Source organism: Pusillimonas sp. ANT_WB101, from assembly GCF_008369125.1.
In the GTDB taxonomy this organism is placed as follows: Bacteria; Pseudomonadota; Gammaproteobacteria; order Burkholderiales; family Burkholderiaceae_B; genus Allopusillimonas.
The window spans coordinates 74,210-91,998 of sequence record NZ_VOAY01000006.1; the positions used below are offsets into that span (position 1 = coordinate 74,210).

General features: G+C 55.9%; 13 protein-coding genes. 8 read left to right on the plus strand and 5 right to left on the minus strand.

All coding sequences use genetic code 11. From position 1 onward, the window contains the following. The first annotated feature begins 117 nt into the window (after positions 1-117). Positions 118-1,791 (plus strand): Na/Pi cotransporter family protein, encoded by a 1,674-nt coding sequence (locus FQ179_RS21280; protein WP_149399622.1) that lies wholly within the window; start codon positions 118-120, stop codon positions 1,789-1,791. A 171-nt stretch (positions 1,792-1,962) separates the two neighbouring features. Here the strand turns inward: FQ179_RS21280 and FQ179_RS21285 are convergent, their stop codons facing one another. Both FQ179_RS21285 and polA read right to left on the minus strand, forming a co-directional pair. After that, positions 1,963-2,763, minus strand: a complete 801-nt coding sequence (locus tag FQ179_RS21285; protein WP_149399624.1) for a dienelactone hydrolase family protein — start codon at positions 2,761-2,763, stop codon at positions 1,963-1,965. 39 nt (positions 2,764-2,802) lie between these two features. After that, positions 2,803-5,523: a DNA polymerase I gene (gene polA / locus FQ179_RS21290; protein WP_149399626.1), complete on the minus strand. Its 2,721-nt coding sequence runs from the start codon at positions 5,521-5,523 to the stop codon at positions 2,803-2,805. A gap of 52 nt (positions 5,524-5,575) precedes the next feature. On the opposite strand from polA, the gene FQ179_RS21295 reads away from it, so the two are divergent. The 7 genes from FQ179_RS21295 (at position 5,576) to FQ179_RS21325 (ending at position 14,631) form a co-directional block, all read left to right on the plus strand. Continuing rightward, positions 5,576-6,202 carry a TIGR00730 family Rossman fold protein gene (locus FQ179_RS21295; protein ID WP_180119117.1) on the plus strand — a complete coding sequence of 209 codons (627 nt, stop codon included), beginning with the start codon at positions 5,576-5,578 and terminating at the stop codon, positions 6,200-6,202. 341 nt (positions 6,203-6,543) lie between these two features. After that, complete coding sequence (locus FQ179_RS21300) at positions 6,544-7,614, plus strand: FAD-dependent oxidoreductase (RefSeq protein ID WP_149399630.1); 1,071 nt, start codon at positions 6,544-6,546, stop codon at positions 7,612-7,614. Positions 7,615-7,617: 3 nt separating this feature from the next. Beyond that, the gene (locus FQ179_RS21305; RefSeq protein ID WP_149399632.1) at positions 7,618-7,839 is read left to right on the plus strand and encodes a MoaD/ThiS family protein; all 222 of its coding nucleotides are present in this window, start codon (positions 7,618-7,620) and stop codon (positions 7,837-7,839) included. A 5-nt stretch (positions 7,840-7,844) separates the two neighbouring features. Beyond that, the gene (locus FQ179_RS21310) at positions 7,845-8,639 is read left to right on the plus strand and encodes a thiazole synthase (protein WP_149399634.1); all 795 of its coding nucleotides are present in this window, start codon (positions 7,845-7,847) and stop codon (positions 8,637-8,639) included. 179 nt (positions 8,640-8,818) lie between these two features. Then, positions 8,819-10,522 (plus strand): transferrin-binding protein-like solute binding protein, encoded by a 1,704-nt coding sequence (locus FQ179_RS21315; protein ID WP_188074685.1) that lies wholly within the window; start codon positions 8,819-8,821, stop codon positions 10,520-10,522. A gap of 85 nt (positions 10,523-10,607) precedes the next feature. Then, positions 10,608-13,142, plus strand: a complete 2,535-nt coding sequence (locus FQ179_RS21320; RefSeq protein WP_149399638.1) for a TonB-dependent hemoglobin/transferrin/lactoferrin family receptor — start codon at positions 10,608-10,610, stop codon at positions 13,140-13,142. A gap of 97 nt (positions 13,143-13,239) precedes the next feature. Further along, positions 13,240-14,631: a porin family protein gene (locus FQ179_RS21325; protein ID WP_188074686.1), complete on the plus strand. Its 1,392-nt coding sequence runs from the start codon at positions 13,240-13,242 to the stop codon at positions 14,629-14,631. Between the two features lie 145 nt (positions 14,632-14,776). Here the strand turns inward: FQ179_RS21325 and typA are convergent, their stop codons facing one another. From typA to rbfA, 3 genes are read right to left on the minus strand one after another with little or no spacing between them, the layout of a single operon-like run. Next, positions 14,777-16,594, minus strand: a complete 1,818-nt coding sequence (typA, locus tag FQ179_RS21330) for a translational GTPase TypA (protein WP_149399642.1) — start codon at positions 16,592-16,594, stop codon at positions 14,777-14,779. Continuing rightward, entirely contained in the window at positions 16,591-17,346 is a 756-nt protein-coding gene (gene truB, locus FQ179_RS21335; RefSeq protein WP_149399644.1) for a tRNA pseudouridine(55) synthase TruB, read from the minus strand. The genes typA and truB overlap by 4 nt, the downstream gene beginning before the upstream one ends. A 33-nt stretch (positions 17,347-17,379) precedes the next feature. Further along, a complete protein-coding gene (gene rbfA / locus FQ179_RS21340; protein ID WP_149399646.1) occupies positions 17,380-17,787 on the minus strand; it encodes a 30S ribosome-binding factor RbfA in 408 nt (135 codons plus the stop codon). Positions 17,788-17,789: the final 2 nt, after the last annotated feature.

Here is a 17,789-nt window from a genome sequence, read left to right on the forward strand (position 1 = left end):
TTAATCGCTTCCCGCGCTTCGATAAGTCGTAGGATTCGCTGAATGCATTGTATGTATTAACTTACGATATCCCCTTACGAGCAACCTTGCGTGTAAGGGGTGGTTTATTATCTCGCAATGAAAGAACTCTTCGCCCTTCTTAATTTTGGTGGCTTCATCGCACTATTGCTGTGGGGCGTGCACATGGTCCAGAGTGGTGTGCAGAGGGCCTTTGGCTCTGCATTGCGGGTCTGGATGGGACGTGCTCTCAGCACACGCACACGCTCATTTTTCACGGGCATGGCCATTACCGCCGCCATCCAGAGCAGTACGGCAACAGGCCTGATGATCAGCAGCTTCGCCGCCGGCGGCCTTTTGGCACTGACACCTGGCCTGGCCGCCATGCTGGGCGCCAACGTGGGCACGACCCTTATCGTGCAGCTACTGTCGTTCAATTTTACCGAGATTGCGCCGGTACTCATTCTGATCGGTGTCTGGCTATTCCGCCGCAATCAACCCAGCCGCCGCCGCGACCTGGGTCGGGTATTTATTGGCCTGGGCCTGCTCCTGCTCGCACTGCATGAACTCGTGTTGATGTTTTCGCCGCTGCAAGACTCACAAATGCTGGGCACGCTGCTGCACTCACTGGCCGATCAACCCATACTGGCTCTGCTCTTGTCGGCCATCCTCGCCTGGGCATCTCACTCAAGTGTTGCCGTAGTCGTCATGATCATGTCACTGGCAGGTCATGGCATGGTTGAACCCCCGCTGGCTATTGCGCTGGTTCTCGGCGCCAACCTTGGTACGGCCATCAACCCCATACTCGAAACCGGCGGCGACGACCCTGCTTCAAAACGACTGCCCATGGGTAACCTGGGCACCCGAATTGCAGGCTGCCTGCTGGCTCTCGTGCTGTTACCGTGGCTGCCACTTGCCATGAGCTACATCACCGAAAGCCCGGCTCGTGCTGTGGCAAACTTTCATACGCTTTTCAACATTATTGTATCGCTGGTGTTCTTGCCGCTGCTACCTTCTTACGCCAAACTGCTGCGCCGCATGTTCCCCAAACGCACAGACCCCAACGACCCGTCGCGCCCCGAATACCTTGATGAGTCGGCTCACGAAGTGCCTGGCATTGCGCTGGGCAATGCGGCACGCGAGGCACTGCGCGTGGCTGATTTGGTGCAAAGCCTGCTGGCCATGGCCCGCGCTGATTTTCGTCGCGACAACCGTCATCGCATTGCGCATGCTCGCTATGTGAACAATGCCGTCAATATTCTCGACAGGCATATCACTACTTATCTTGCCACGCTCGACCAAGAGTCCATGAACACAGACGACCATCGCAGGCTCAGCGAAATTCTGGCCTTTTCAACCAGCATGGCGCACGCATCAAACATCATCACCAATGGCTTGCTGGGGCATACTGCAACCTTAAGAAAAAAAGGCTGGATGCTGACTCCCGCTCAAATTGAGCAGCTCACTGAAACGCTTGACAGGCTTATTCGCAACCAGCGTCAGGCCGCCGCACTGTTTGTTGCCGAAGACATAAAAAGCGCGCGTTTTCTGGCTTACGAAAAAGACTATTTTCGCGAGCTTGAAACGAGTGCCGCTGAGCAACATCTGCAAGACATCAAGGCAGGCAAGCTTGATCAGGCCGAGATCGGCTCGTTTTACCTTGATGTACTGCGCGACGTAAAAGCGATTAATTCATGCCTCGTCGATGCAACGGCCTACCCCATTTTGGCCAAGCATGACGAACTGCTGCCAAACCGGTTACGAGAAACCGAAGAGGCTGCTTCAAACGAATGAGTTTCCACGCTGCCTACTAAAGCGTAAACGCGGCAGGCGGCTCAGTGCACAAAAGCTTTAAGGCGTGCCGCCCATTGCGGTGCTGCAATGGTCTGCCAGTTTGCACAAGCAATCGGCAGGCCTGTAAGCGCTAAAGCCTATATCAGGTAGGCCTTACTTCGGGACTGGGCGCTACTCAACCAGATAACGTTCAAACCAGGCCAGCATTTTACCCCAGGCATCATGTGCATCGTCAGCCCGATAACTTGGCCGGTAATCTGCAAAAAAGGCATGGTTGGCTTCGGGGTAAACCACTATCTGCGACATCTGCGAAGCAGGCCCGCCCTGCTCAAGGGCTGACTCCATGCTCTTTACCTCATCAAGCGGGATGCCGTCATCTTTACCGCCATACAAACCCAGTACTGGCGCGTGCAGCATTGGCGCCACGTCAATGGGATTGCGAGTCTGCAAAGGGCCATGACCGCGGGCAAGTCGACCATACCAGGCGACGGCCGCATTGCAGGTGGGGTTATGCGCGGCATACAACCAAACCAGGCGACCGCCCCAGCAAAACCCGGTAGCCACCAGCCGAGCCGTATCGGCACCGTGGCTTTCAGCCCAACGGACAGCTGCGTCAAGATCAGCCAGTACTTGTTCGTCAGGGACTTTGGCCACAACATCACGGATAAGGGCCTGGATGTTGCCATACTTGCTGGCATCACCCTGGCGTTGATATAGCTCGGGTGCCACCGCCATATAGCCCTCATGGGCCAGGCGTCGACAAACATCTTTGATGTGGTCATGCACGCCAAAAATCTCTTGTATGACGAGCACCAACGGGGGGTTTGTTTGCCCTTCGGGCACGGCGTAATACCCCTGGATAGGGCCATTGTCGCAGGCAATGTCGACCATGCCATGACGCAGGCCGTCGGCAGTGGTATGCACCGTGGTGTCGGTGCTCGAGGTAATCGACGCAATCGATGGAGAGGTCATTTCAGTTTCCAATAAAAACAGACATGGGGCAGGTGAGGCTTAGTGGGCCTGTTCCCAGTCAGGCCCGACACCAACCTCGGCCACAAGTGGCACGGCCAACTGAGCAACATTACACATAAGGCCCGGCAGCTGCTCCGTCACGATATCAACCTCGTTGGCCGGTACATCAAGTACCAATTCGTCATGCACTTGCATAATAAGCAGAGCCTGCAGCTTTTGCGCTGTTATCCACTCTTGCACGGCGATCATAGCCATTTTGATGAGATCAGCCGCGGTACCCTGCATGGGGGCGTTAATGGCGGCGCGTTCTGCCGCTTTTTGACGCGGCCCTTTGGCACCACGCATTTCAGGCAGCCACAGCCGCCGCCCGAACACGGTTTCGACATACCCCTGATCATGCGCCTTGGCCTTGGTCTGCTCCATGTAGGACGCAACCCCCGGGTAACGTGCAAAATACCGGTCGATATAAGCCCGGGCCGCGTCACGGGTAATACCCAGATTGGCCGCCAGACCAAACTCGCCCATGCCATAGATAAGACCAAAGTTAATGGCTTTGGCGGCGCGCCGCTGCTCCGACGAAACCTCTGCTTGCGTAACACCAAACACTTGTGACGCCGTGGCGCGGTGAATGTCATCACCCCGCTCGAACGCTTGCCGCAAGTTTTTATCACCCGAAACATGGGCCATGACACGCAGCTCAATCTGCGAATAGTCAGCCGATATTATGCTGCCGCCTGGACGTGCCACAAAAGCCGCGCGCACACGACGACCTTCGGGCGTGCGTACGGGGATGTTTTGCAGATTTGGGTCTGAAGAGGCCAGCCGTCCGGTAATCACCGCCGCCTGGGCATAACGTGTGTGCACCCTGCCCGTTGTCGGGTTAATCATTTTTGGGAGCTTGTCGGTATAGGTGGACTTAAGCTTTGCCAACCCACGGTACTCCAACAGCAATGCGGGCAGTGGGTAATCACGCGCCAGCTTGCTGAGCACGTCTTCATCGGTAGAGGGGGCGCCACTTGCTGTTTTGCGCACGACGGGTAGCTCCATGCGCTGAAACAGAATTTCGCCCAGCTGCTTGGGTGAGTTCAAGTTGAACGGCTGGCCTGCAAGCTCATAGGCTTTCTGCTCGAGGTCGTGCAGTTGTTTGCCGATCTCCTGGCTTTGCTTGACCAGCAGGTCGGCATCGATACGCACACCGTTGTACTCGATGGTGGTAAGCACTGCCGACGCTTTTATTTCGAGCAGATAGGTAGATTCAAGCCCCGGCTCAGCCGCTACTTTGGGGCGTAAGACGCGATGAAGCTGCATGGTGAAGTCTGCGTCTTCGCACGCATAAAACGACGCTTTTTCGACCTCGACCTCGTCGAAACAAATTTGTTTGGCGCCCTTGCCGCACAAGGCCTCATAGGGTGTGCCAATGCGCCCGAGCCAGCGTTCGGCAAGCTCTTGCATGTTGACGCGTCGATGCGACTCAAGCACATACGCCTGCAGCATGGTGTCCTCTACAACGCCCGCCAGCTTGATGTCTTCATTGAGAAACACATGTGCATCGTATTTGGCATTGTGCAGCAACTTGGGCGCTGCATCGTCTTCAAGCCAGTCTTTTAAACGCTCAAGCACCATCTGCTTGCATAACTGTGTAACCTGATCAGGCCCGCGATGTGCCACGGGTATGTAGCACGCCTCACCCGGTTCGACCGACAACGACAACCCAACCAGACGTGCGCACATGGGATCGAGCGACGTGGTTTCGGTATCGAGCGCAACAAGCTTGCCTTCGCCCAGGCGCGACACCCAGCGCTCAAGCGCCTCGGTATCAAGCACCGTTTCATAGCGCAGTTCTTCAGGCGCCTCAGGCGCCTGCACGGGAGCCCTGGCATCTTGTTCGGGCACCCGTTCCGGGTCACCGGAGAGCTCGCGCAACCACGTACGAAAACCATACTCTTCAAAAAGCTGAATCAACTGCTGTCTGTCAACCTCTGTGGGCACCAATGAATCAAGCCCATCGGCCAGGCCTGGAATATCGCAATCGGTTTTGATCGTGATCAGATCGCGCGTCATGGGAAAATTGGGAATGGCAGCGCGCAAATTCTGACCTGCCACACCCTTGATGGTGTCGGCCTGCTCGACCAGAGTATTAAGGTCACCAAACTGCCCCAGCCATTTGGCAGCCGTTTTGGGCCCGACTTTGTCCACCCCGGGCACATTATCAACGGTATCGCCCACTAACATAAGATAGTCTACGATCTGCGAAGGCGAAACCCCAAACTTGAGCTTCACGCCCTCGATGTCTTGCCGCTCGCCGCTCATGGTGTTAACCAGCTCGACATGCTCATTCACCAATTGCGCGATGTCTTTGTCACCCGTCGAAATAATAGTGTGTACGCCCTCAGCGGCAGCGCGGCACGCCAGCGTGCCGATAATATCATCGGCCTCGACACCGGGTACAGTCAGGACGGGCCAGCCCATGGCCGCGACAGCCTTGTGTATGGGCTCAATTTGCGCTGCCAGCTCTTCAGGCATGGACGGCCGGTTCTCTTTGTACTGCGGGTAGATATCGTCGCGAAACGTTTTGCCTTTTGCATCGAAAATGCAAGCCGCGTAATCTGCCTTGTAATCCTGAACCAGTCTCCGTAACATAGAGATGACACCATAGAGGGCGCCAGTAGGTTCGCCTTTCGCATTGCGCAGGTCTGGCATGGCGTGAAAGGCTCTGTACAGATAACTGGAACCATCAACAAGTAACAAGGTTTTTTTCATGACAATAAGTAAAATTTTCCAAACGCCGGCATCGCAGCAGATCCCGGGGATTATGTCAGAGATGACACAGGCTGCCGAAACACTTAAAGAAATCGGCTGGGCCGTCAGTGTGTTTGGCAGCGCGCGGCTCCCTCCAGATTCCCCCTATTATGCACTCAGCGAAGAAATAGGCCGTCGTTTGGCTGGCATTGGCCTAACGGTTATTGCCGGTGGCGGCCCAGGCATCATGGAGGCCGTCAACAAGGGGGCTTATGAAGCGGGTGGCAATAGCGTTGGGCTCAATATAAAGCTGCCACGCGAGAGCAGCAATAATCGTTTTCAAACCCACAGCCTCAATTTTGACTATTTTTATTCGCGCAAAGCCACTTTCTTTATGCACAGCGCGGCCTACATCGCCCTGCCTGGCGGTTTCGGTACCTTAGACGAACTGTTCGAGGTGATGACGCTGGTGCAAACCCGCAAGGTACCGCCTGCGCCCATTATTCTGATCGGCACCGAGTTCTGGGCCGGCCTTATTCAGTGGGTACGCGAGCACTTGCTCAGCCTGAAACTTATCGGCCCCAACGACCTCGATCTGCTCACCATCACCGACGATGTTGATGTCGCCATGCACAAAATAGAAGCCTTCTGCACAGAGTTCGCACAACAGCGAGACATCGCTCCGGCTCTGCCCGAATAGCCCCAGCCTGCGCTTGCGGTTCAAAAGGCAAAATAGTGCGCGACGTTGTCTATACACAATACAAGGAAAACCAGCTATCCATGCCTAAAGAACTGGCAGCGCAGATCGGGCCGTACATAAGGCCATGGTGTGTCTGTGGACGACGCCTTTAACGGTTACGCCACGTTAAGCACGGCACCACGTAAGACCGCACTGGCTTTAGGGCCATTGCCTGCAAATTGGCGTCTATTTGACTAATTCGTACCCCAGGCATAAATTCTGCAGGCATACTTGCCAACTTCGGCTGGGCGCGTTTCGACGTGATTCAACCGTCGTCCCCAATCACATCAGGTAATACATCAATGAAAATCGGCATCGCCGGGGCTGGGCTTCTGGGCCGGCTACTCACGCTCATTCTGACCCAACAAGGCCACCAAGTCAGCGTATTTGACCCTGCCAACAGTGCCACCGCGCGCGGCGCAGCGGGCTGGACCGCGGCAGGCATGCTCAGCCCCACGGCAGAACTCGAATGCGCCGACCTCAATGTATTTCAGTATGGCCTGCGCTCCATAGAACGCTGGTCACAAATCATACCCAGCCTGCCAATCCAGGTGTCATTGTCAACCAAAGGCAGCCTGATGCTGGCCCACCGGCATGACAGTGGGGCGGCACAGCGCACCATCAGTCTGCTCAACAGCAAGGCCCCTGAAGCGCACAAGCCACAGACACTAACCACTGCCAAGCTGGCGGAGCTTGAGCCAGACATACACGGCCCCTCGCTGGCCTGGCTATTGCCCAACGAAGGCCACCTGAATACCGTTGAAGCCATGGAAGGCCTTTATTTGGCCGCAGCCAGCGCCGACTGGCACTGGGGCACCACCATTACCGACATCGCACCGGGCCAGCTGGGTACCGGTGCACAGACCTGGCAGTTTGACCATGTATTCGATGTGCGTGGCACGGGTGCCAGGCCTGCTTCAGGCTATCAGCCGGATAACGCTGTGGCGTGCCAAAATGTCCGAGGTGTGCGCGGCGAGATTTTCTGGCTCCATGCACCGGGCGTGCAGTTAAACAGGCCAGTAAGGCTGATGCACCCCCGCCACTGCGTATACATGGTCCCAAGACGGGGCGATATGGTCGTGGTAGGCGCGACCGAAATAGAAAGCGAGGATCGATCCCCCGTATCACTGCGCAGCACGGTAGAATTACTGGCAGCGGCCCATAGCGTGATCCCTGCACTTGCGGAGGCGCGCCTGGTCCATACTGAAACCAACTTGCGGCCAGCGTTGGTCGACAACCTGCCTCGCATCGAACACGAAGCTGGCCTCACGCGTATCAACGGCCTATTCCGACACGGATGGCTTATTGCCCCCGCCGTGGTCGATGATGCGCTGGCACATTTTTCTGAACACGATTTATCACTTCGAGCATAATCAGTGAGCACCATTACTATCACACTCAATGGCCAACCACACACGGTTTCTGCGGGCGTAAGCCTGGCCGACGCCTTGCGTGCCCTGGTGCCAGACGTCGACAATGCCGACGCGCCCATAGCCACCGCCGTCAATGGCAAACATGTCGCACGGCAGGCCCGGGCAGACCATGCACTGAACGACCAAGACGCCATCACAACTTTTGAACCCATCACCGGAGGCTAGCCATCATGCCGTGGTCTATTGCCGGCATCGAGCTGGAAAGCCGTTTTTTTCTGGGTACCGCAGGCTACCCTTCCCCATTGGTTCTCGAACAAGCCATCAAAGCATCGGGCTCTCAGGTCGTTACCGTATCGCTCAAGCGCCAGATGGCGCAACAGGGTGTGTCAGCACTGGCGGGAGGCCAGTCTTTCTACGGGCTGATCAAGCAAAGCGGTGCCCACCTGCTGCCCAACACTGCCGGCTGCCATACCGCCAATGAAGCCATTGCGCTTGCCCATATGGCTCGAGAGCTGTTCGACACGACATGGCTCAAGCTTGAAGTGATTGGTGACGAGTACACGCTGCAGCCAGATCCATTCGAGCTGGTGCGCGCCGCCGAAGAACTCGTCAAAGAAGGGTTTGAGGTATTTCCCTATTGCACCGATGACCTGGTCACGTGTCAGCGCCTGCTTGATGTAGGTTGCCGCATTCTGATGCCATGGGGAGCCCCCATAGGATCAGGCCAAGGGCTTATAAACCCGTACGCCCTGCAAACCCTGCGCAACCGCTTGCCCGATGTGCCTCTCGTCATCGATGCTGGCATCGGATCGCCCATGGATGCAGCCCAGGCCATGGAGCTAGGCTTTGACGCCGTGCTGTTGAATTCGGCCGTATCGCGTTCCCATAACCCGGTACTCATGGCTGAGGCCTTTAAACTGGCCATCGAGGCGGGCCGTAAAGGCTGGGAAGCGGGCATCATGGCCGAGCAAGATCTGGCCGTTGCCACGACACCGGTCACAGGACGGCCCTTCATACTTCAGTAACCTGTATCTTGCTGCCAGGGGCACACCGCCTGCTCACGCGCGTTCTGCCCTTGGTTGGTGCCCGCTTGAGCGCCAGAAACCTGTAGGTAGAATTGACAACGGTTATTAAGAATCATTATCGATATCATTAAAATTGCATATCTTGCAACTTACTGAATATCTTAATGAGCCGTTATTCAATGCCATTATCTGCTTGCAGGCTTGCACTAAGCTCGTCCGCGGCCGTGTTCTGCACTGCGTGCGCCACCGGTGGCAGTTTCGAAACCCAGCCAGTAGCCCCTCCCATCGAAGTCAACACCTGGGAGCTAAATCGCCCCAAAGAAATAGACAAGGTTATTGAAGACCTCATGCGCCCGGCGCCCGAACAGCACGTGTATGGGTTTTCTGCGGCAGAGCCCTTTATCGTGCTCACCAGCCTTGATGCCCAGCACGTCGATCTGTCGCGGGCCACCATTGATACAACGCCAAGTTTTGACACGCTGGCGTACTATGCTTACCCGCTAACGGGCAGTGATACGGCCCAGGCCACGCTCATAAGCCTTGACGCCCACGAGTGGAAGTCGCGCCCCAACGCGGCCGACTACAGCGAATATGTAAGCGGCAATACTGACGGTCATTACACACTTATCGAACATGATCGCAGCCTGCTCAAAGTAGCAGCGTTCAACTACACCAAAGTCGGTGTTGTAGATATAGCCGGTGACGACAGGTACGACAAAACACTGGTCAACCTTTTCTACAAAGGGTCAGAAACCCCCGAGGCCATGCCGGTATCGGGCACGGCCAACTATGACGGCTACTGGGAGCGCGCTCTCGAAACCCTGTACAACGACACCAACAACGGCTACAACGGCAACCTGCTCAATGCCAGCCATGCAAACTTTACCGTAGACTTTTCCGACCGCAAAATGCGCGGTACATTGCACGGAAATAATGGTGAGCGGCGCCAAGGCTACACCATTACAGCCGATATTTCCGGGGCGGGTTTTAGCGGCAAAGCCACACCCGAAAGCTACAGCGGTATCCAGGAAACGGCCTCCGTGTCAGGCAGTTTTTTTGGCCCAAATGCCGCAGAACTTGGCGGCCATCTCGAAGGGCAGCAACGCCGGGCCGTTGCGGTATTTGCTGCCAGGCAAACCACTGCCAACGATATTGTTCAGGGTGAACCCACCACGTATGCCAGCGTGCTGCAGGCAGATGGCTCCGAACACGCGCCCGACACCAACGTAATCCAGGGTCTTCATACTATTCCGTTCTCTGGCGACATTAAAACACTCAAGTTCAAGGGTGAAGTCTTCGACCTTACACAGGTCGCCGCTCAAGACGGCGAAGTCTGCTGCATTGAACCCAAGTTTCAGTTTATGCAAACAGGCCTGCTTAGCAGCACGGCGGGCAACGCCAACGACATTACGCTGCTGTATTTCGCCCATGGCCACCTTACGGCCCGCGATCAGGTGCCAGTTACCGGAACCGCCAGCTACAAGGGCCGGTGGATGGCATTTGGTCGAGCCCCACAAGGCCAGGCTTATGTCGCCCGCAGCAGTGAGAACGAAGCCCGATTCACCGCAGACTTTGCCAGCAGAACACTTTCTGGAAACCTGCAAGGCCGATCGGGCGCTGACGCAATCGATGTCACCGCCACCATCGTCGGCAACCGCTTCGAAGGCACTGCCAGTATCAAAGGTGGGCTTACCGCCGACCCGCAGGCAGTCGGCATTTCGCCCGACGCCAGAATCACCGGCAGCAGCACTGTTTCAGGGGCATTCTTCGGGCCACACGCTAACGAACTGGCCGGGCATTTTGTCAATAAAGACCAAAGTTTCGGCGGCGTGTTTGGCGCCAAACAACAAATTATTGTGCCGCCCGCTGCTCATACCCCCTAAATCGCTTACTGAAGAACACATCGTGGTTAGTGCAGCTACCACACCTAATGTAACAAGTTAATTCTTTCAGATACTTTATACAACCATGGCTCATCCTCGCCTGTCCCCAACCCGATCCTCTCTCGCCCTGCTCGCACTTGCCGGCACACCATTGCTGGCCGTTGCAGCCGACAAAAGCAAAAGCATCCAAACCCTGAGCACCGTTACCGTTCAAGGTGAAGCCACGCAAGGCGACGATGTTACCGGCCTGGGCAAAACCCAGAAAACGCATGAAGATCTCGCTCACGATCAAGTTGTCGGCATACGCGATCTTTTGCGCTACGATCCGGGCATCGCCGTCAACGAATCAGGCGGGCGTGGCACATCAAGTGGCTTTTCTATGCGTGGCGTTGACAGAGACCGGGTGGCAGTAACCGTAGACGGTATGGCGCAGGCGCAGACCTTTCAACGGCAAGGTTTTGGTAGGTTGGGCGCGGGCCAAGGGCGCAGCAGCGGCGCCCAGAACGAGGTCGAGTTCGAAAACCTAAAATCGGTTGAGCTGTCTCAGGGCTCCAGCTCGGTGCTCGCCGGCAGTGGTGCGCTGGGGGGCGCTGTCATCATGCAGACCAAAGAGGTCGATGATTTTATTCATGGCGCACGAAACTGGGGCATTACCAGCAAAACCACCTACACCGAAAAAGACGGGCGTACGGCTCAAACGCTGGGCGCAGGTGGGCGCTCAGGCCCGTTTGAAGGCCTGATACAACACACCCTTAGGCGAGGCCACGAAATACGTTCGCACAAAGATATTTATCGCCACGGGGGCGGCGAAATCCAACGGTACCGCCTTGATGGCAACGGCCAAATGTCTGAGGCGCTCTCGGCCAAAGATATTTCGGGGCCTGACCGAAAAGTACCCAACCCCATGAAATACAAAAGCGATTCGTGGCTTTCCCGGGCCGGCTACCACGTTGCGCCCGGACATTATGCCGGGCTAATTGTTGAGCAGACGGTGCAGCACTATGACATACGCGACATGTTTGGGCGCAACTACTGGTCCAACATGGAGCAAGATAGCATTTACCGACCCTCAGGCAACCTGGCGGAGTTTCAGTACACGCCTACAAGATACTACCGAGACCAGCATACGTACCGACGCCTGGGTGCCGAATACAGATTTGTTCCACATGATGCGCAAGGCTGGGCAGACGACCTGCATCTGCGTGTAGACAAACAACATATTAGGCTTAATAGCGCCGCTCGCAGCCTTAATTGTTCGCCCTACCCGCTCGCTGACCCCAATTGCGCAAGCACTCTGGGCAAAACAGGCAGCCGAACTCACCATCTAAGCACAAACTACACGCAGACCCTTACGCGTATTGATGTTGTGTCAAACAAATCATTTCAACTGGCTCGGTCACACACACTGCGCCTAAATGCCGGCGTGGATCACAGCAAAACGCGCATTTCAGATCACGACATCAGCCAACACGCGTACAGCGAACTAGATGCAGCAGATGGCGTGATCAAGCAACATTTTTCAAGTTATACACAGCAATACCACAGCAGCCCCATCAAAGGACGACATTTTTATCTGGCATTTCATGACACGGTCGAGCTTGGCAACCGATGGACGCTCGGCCTGGGTGGTCGTTACGATCATCATGTCTTCAGTGCCGCGCACAACATCTTTGACACGACGCAGAGCAGCACAATTTGGTCAGGAAAAACCGGCTTGCAGAACAAACCCTATGCCAATTACTCGTGGGATCTTGGGCTGGTGTACAAGCTCAGCAATACTATTGACCTGGCCTACAAGGCGAGCAGCGGGTTTCGCGTACCCACGGCGGGCGAAATGCTTGGGCCGTCGTTTAACAGAAGGGGTGAGCGCTTACCCCAGCCCTGGCTCAAGGCTGAAAAATCGCATACCCATGAATTCGGCATCCATGCCGATAGTCGTTACGGCACGGCATCTGCCAGCTATTTTTTTGCCGACTACAAACACCTGATCGATACTGGCCTACCCAAGCCTGAGCTTGGCTACCCTGAAGGCCACATCATGTATTACAACCTTCAGTCGGTAAAAACAAAAGGCTTTACCCTAAAAACCCAGCTTGATCTACACCAACTATGGCAAAAAATGCCAGACGGGCTCCAGGCCATGCTGGCCCTCAGCCATGTCCGACAGGACGGCGTCTCTCCCCGCAACCCCAACTTCCAGAGCGCCAGCAGCTATGCCCTCGACATGCTCCAGCCTCTGCGCCTTGTCTACGGCCTGGAATACATCGCACCCGACGAAGGCTGGGGGGTGGCCATCAAAACGACCTATTCAGGCCCCAAAAAACCGGCAGAGCTAACCCAAGAGTCGGTAACCGGGGGCATGAAATATATTGGGGATCGCAAGACGGCAATCCTAACACCCAAGTGGCTGGTAACCGACGTGAGCGGCCATTACCGGTTCAATAACTACGTCACGCTACGCATAGGGGTGTACAACCTTTTCAACTACCGCTATGTAACCTGGGAGTCGGCGCGTCAGGCGACGTTCGAACCTATAGGCAACAGTGTGCTGGGCAGCAACTATCTGGCGCTTGCCGCACCTGGTCGCAATTACACCCTCAATCTTGAGATCAAGTATTGATGAGCGGGGCGTACAACCAATACACAGTGACACCATGCTCTGCCCCCCGTACATGAAAAACCTCGCTATCCAGTTTGCGGGCACGGCGTGCCTGGTAATGTTAACGATGCACGCCCGCGCCAACGACAAACCACTAGCTGCGCCGGCCATCATCTGGCCAGAAGAGTTACCTTCAATGAACTCGCCATACCAAATCAAACACGACACACCCGCCACGCTTACACACGGCGTAGATACCGCAGTCCTAGAGGTGGATGAGGCGACGCTGCTGGCCAACCCAGACGTGTTGCGACGTGCCATGGTGTCTGCCATGCGCTCTGACAACACGGCCGGTATTGTGGTGCTTTTGCCCGTGTATGAGAAATCCGCCAACCCTGATCCCGTTTTACTTCAATACGCGAGGGCTATCCATGCTCGCCTACAAGGTCGCCACAATACTGCTGTACAGCATTACACCCAGCTTCTGGCCCAGGTGCCCGACGCGCACGGTGTACGCATGCAGCTTGCCGAAACCCTTGCAGACAATTACCAACACAAGGCGGCAGCAGAACAGCTGAACCTTCTGCAAAACGCCGAGCTAGACAGCGGCCTGCAAAAGCGGTACGCCGGCCTGCACCAGCGTTTGCAGGCGCGTGACCAATGGCGGTTTCATGCCGCGGTGCAATTGCTAACTGAAGACAATATAAACAATGCACCTGCGCTCCGACGCGCAGGCAACTGGACCTTCGACGCACCATTGCGAGACCGAGGCCTGGGTTACCAGGTAGCACTCGAAAAAAAATGGCCGTTGCTGCATGGTGCGTTTTACGCACTAGGCATTACGACCGAAGGTAGACAATATGCCCGTCATTCACGTTATAGCAACTTCACCACCCAACTTGCCCCGGGCATAGGCGTGGCCAGGCAGGGCAAATCACTGAGCTTCAGCCCTTTCATACAGTATCGGTGGTTTGGGGGCAGCGCCTATTCGCAAAGCATGGGGGCACAAGTGCAATGGCATGAGGCATGGTCATCTCGATGGCAGACACGCACACTCGCAGAATATAGCCGCCAGCGCCATCGTGAGCGTCAACATCTTGACCACACTAGTTTTCTAGCCGGCCTGTCACTGGCCTACCAGCCAGGCGCCGGCTACTACTGGCAGATTGGCCATGAGCTTTATGCCAAAACAGACACTCGTGACAGCAACGACAGGTTCCATCAGGCCAGCCTGCGGGCACAGTGGGAAAGACACTGGCCTTCTGGTCTGGGCACAGTTGTTATTGCAAACACCGGTACCCGCCTCTATAACGGCCCGACCTTGTTCAGCCAGGGCTTGCGCAGACGCGATACGCTGCATGGCATATCACTGTCACTATGGCATCAGCGCATCAATCATAGCGGGCTAACGCCCAGGCTAACCTGGTCGCATCAGCGTGTACGCAGCAATGATATGTTATTTGCGGCTGAGAAGAGCCGAGTATTTATCGAAGCAAACAAGTATTTCTGAAACTAAAAAAGCCATCCCGTGGTGAACTGCACCCTAAAAGCTGGATACCATTCCAAGTTTCAGGTGCGGCTCAGTAGCCACGGGATAGCTTTTTGTTCTACGACAGGCGATTTTCAACAACCTGCCCTGCTACGACTCGATGTTACTAATCTTCGCGAGATGCGCGGCGACGCTCATGCTCTTGCAAATAGCGCTTGCGCAGACGCATAGACTTGGGCGTTACTTCGACCAGCTCATCATCTGAAATGAACTCGACGGCGTACTCCAATGTAAGCTGTATAGGCGTAACCAAGTCAATGTGCTCATCTTTACCCGATGAGCGCACGTTCGTCAGCTTCTTTTCTTTGATGGGGTTGACCACCAAGTCATTTTCACGACTATGGATACCGATAATCATGCCTTCATACACAGGGTCTTGCGGTGACACAAACATACGGCCACGTTCTTGCAGCTTCCATAATGCATAAGCTACTGCCGTGCCGTTATCCTGGCTGATGAGTACGCCATTACGACGCTCGCCGAGGCCGCCTTCGCGTACAGGAGCATAATCGTCAAAAACGTGACTCATAAGCCCCGTGCCGCGGGTAAGCGTCATGAACTCACCCTGAAAACCGATAAGACCACGCGCAGGAATACGGTACTCAAGGCGGGTACGACCACGACCATCCGCCGCCATATCGAGCAGATCGCCCTTGCGTCGGCCGAGTTCTTCCATGACACCACCCTGGTGCCCGTCTTCGACGTCTACCGTGAGCAGCTCGTACGGCTCAAGCTTGACACCATTTTCTTCTTTGTACACAACGCGTGGGCGGGAAACAGCCAGCTCGTAGCCTTCGCGACGCATGTTTTCAATCAGAATCGTCAAATGGAGTTCGCCGCGCCCGCTGACTTCAAACACCTTGTCATCGTCTGTGTCTTTAACGCGTAGTGCCACGTTGGATTTGAGTTCGCGGTCAAGACGGTCGCGCAGTTGACGGCTGGTTACGAACTTGCCCTCACGCCCTGCCAGTGGCGACGTATTGACCATGAAGTTCATGGACAGGGTAGGTTCGTCAATGCGCAGCATAGGCAGCGCGTCGGGGTGGTTTGGATCCATCAGCGTGCAGCCAATGCCGATTTCTTCCAAGCCATTGATCAGCACAATATCGCCGGCCAAAGCTTCATCAACCTGAACACGCTCCAGGCCTTGAAACTTAAGCACCTGGTTGACCCGGCCCTTAAAGGGCTTGGCATCAGGACCAAACTGCCCGATCACGTCTTGGCCAGGGCTGAGGCGACCGCGATTAATACGGCCAATGCCGATCTTGCCCACGTACGAGCTGTAGTCCAGCGAAATAATCTGCATCTGCAGAGGACCATCGGGATCATCTTCGCGTTGGGGCACGTAGTTGAGAATGGTGTCAAACAGCGGGCGCATGTTGCCTTCGCGCACAGTGTCGGTCAGCCCGGCGTAACCAGCCAGGCCGGATGCATAGATAACCGGAAAATCAAGCTGTTCTTCGGTTGCGCCAAGCTTGTCGAAAAGGTCAAAGGTTGCATTGACGACGAAATCAGGGCGTGCGCCCGGACGATCAATTTTGTTGACCACCACGATAGGCTTGAGGCCCAGCGCCAGTGCTTTGCGTGTCACGAAACGCGTTTGCGGCATAGGCCCTTCTACGGCATCAACTAGCAGCACAACGCCGTCAACCATGGACAGCACTCGCTCGACTTCACCACCAAAGTCAGCGTGCCCCGGGGTGTCAATGATGTTGATATGCGTGCCTTCGTATTGGACCGCACAGTTCTTCGACAGAATGGTAATACCGCGCTCACGTTCGATATCGCCTGAGTCCATAACACGTTCAGAAATGTGCTGGTTGTCGCGGAAAGTGCCGGACTGACGCAGAAGCTGGTCGACAAGCGTAGTCTTGCCGTGATCGACGTGGGCAATAATGGCCACATTACGCAATGCGCGATTCATAAAGGTTCCTCTTGTTTGGTAGAAGCGGGGGCCAGGCCTGCAGGCAAGGCGTCCAGCGGTATCAGTACGGTTTTGGGGTCGGGCATGGCCTGCAGGGCCTCCAGAGCGACGGCATCATCGAGGCGAAAAGGCCCTACGATGGTACGTCGCAATGCCTTGAGGTGAGCATGACAACCCAGCGCTCGGCCAATGTCTTGGGCGAGCGTGCGTATGTAGGTGCCCTTGCTGCACTCGACGACTATGTCTGCCTCGAGACCCTCAAACCGCAGCAGGTCGAGCCGGTGAATAGAAATTTTTCTCGGCTCGCGTTCAAGTTCTATGCCCTGGCGCGCATACTCGTACAAAGGCTTGCCATCTCGCTTGAGCGCTGAATACATGGGCGGGATCTGCTCGATCTCACCCCGGAAAGCCCCCAATGCCGCCTCGAAAGTTTCGGCGTCGACGTTTATGGCCTCTGGTGGCGTGGTCGCCACGACATTGCCGGTAAGATCGCCGCTGTCGGTTTCTTCGCCCAGTTGCACGGTTGCCACGTAGGTTTTATCAGCCTCAAGCATCTTGCTTGAGATTTTGGTGGCACGGCCCAGACAGCACACCAACAGCCCGGTCGCAAAGGGATCGAGCGTACCTGTGTGTCCTGCTTTGCGTGCATCCAGCGCGCGCTTGGCGCGCTGCAGGGCGTGATTGCTGGACAGGCCTACAGGTTTGTCCAGCAACAGGACACCGTCGAGCATCTGCCCGCGTCGGGAAGCCATCGTTTTAAACGTCCTTGATATAAACGACAGCCCTTACGGCTGTTCGTCGGGGTCCTCGGGAACCGAGGGCTTGAAGGGCTCGTCGGGGCGATTGGCCCGATCGATCAGTTGCGACAGTGCAAGGCCACGAGCAAGCTGGTCATCGTGAATGAATCGCAGCGTGGGAACCGTATGAATGTGCAGCAGTTTGAACAGCAATGAGTGAAGCCATCCGGCTTTCTCGGTAAGCGCGGCTGTAGCGGCCTCGGGCTCGGCGCCCATGACGCTGAAATATACCTTGGCATGGGCGTAGTCGGCTGAAAGGTCTACACCTGTCAGCGTAATAAGCCCAGCACGCGAGACATCTAGCTCGCGTTGGATGAGGATGGCCAGATCCTTCTGAATCTGGTCAGCCAGCCGGGTGTTGCGGCCCGTAGTGGGCCTGGATTTATGTTTACCCATGA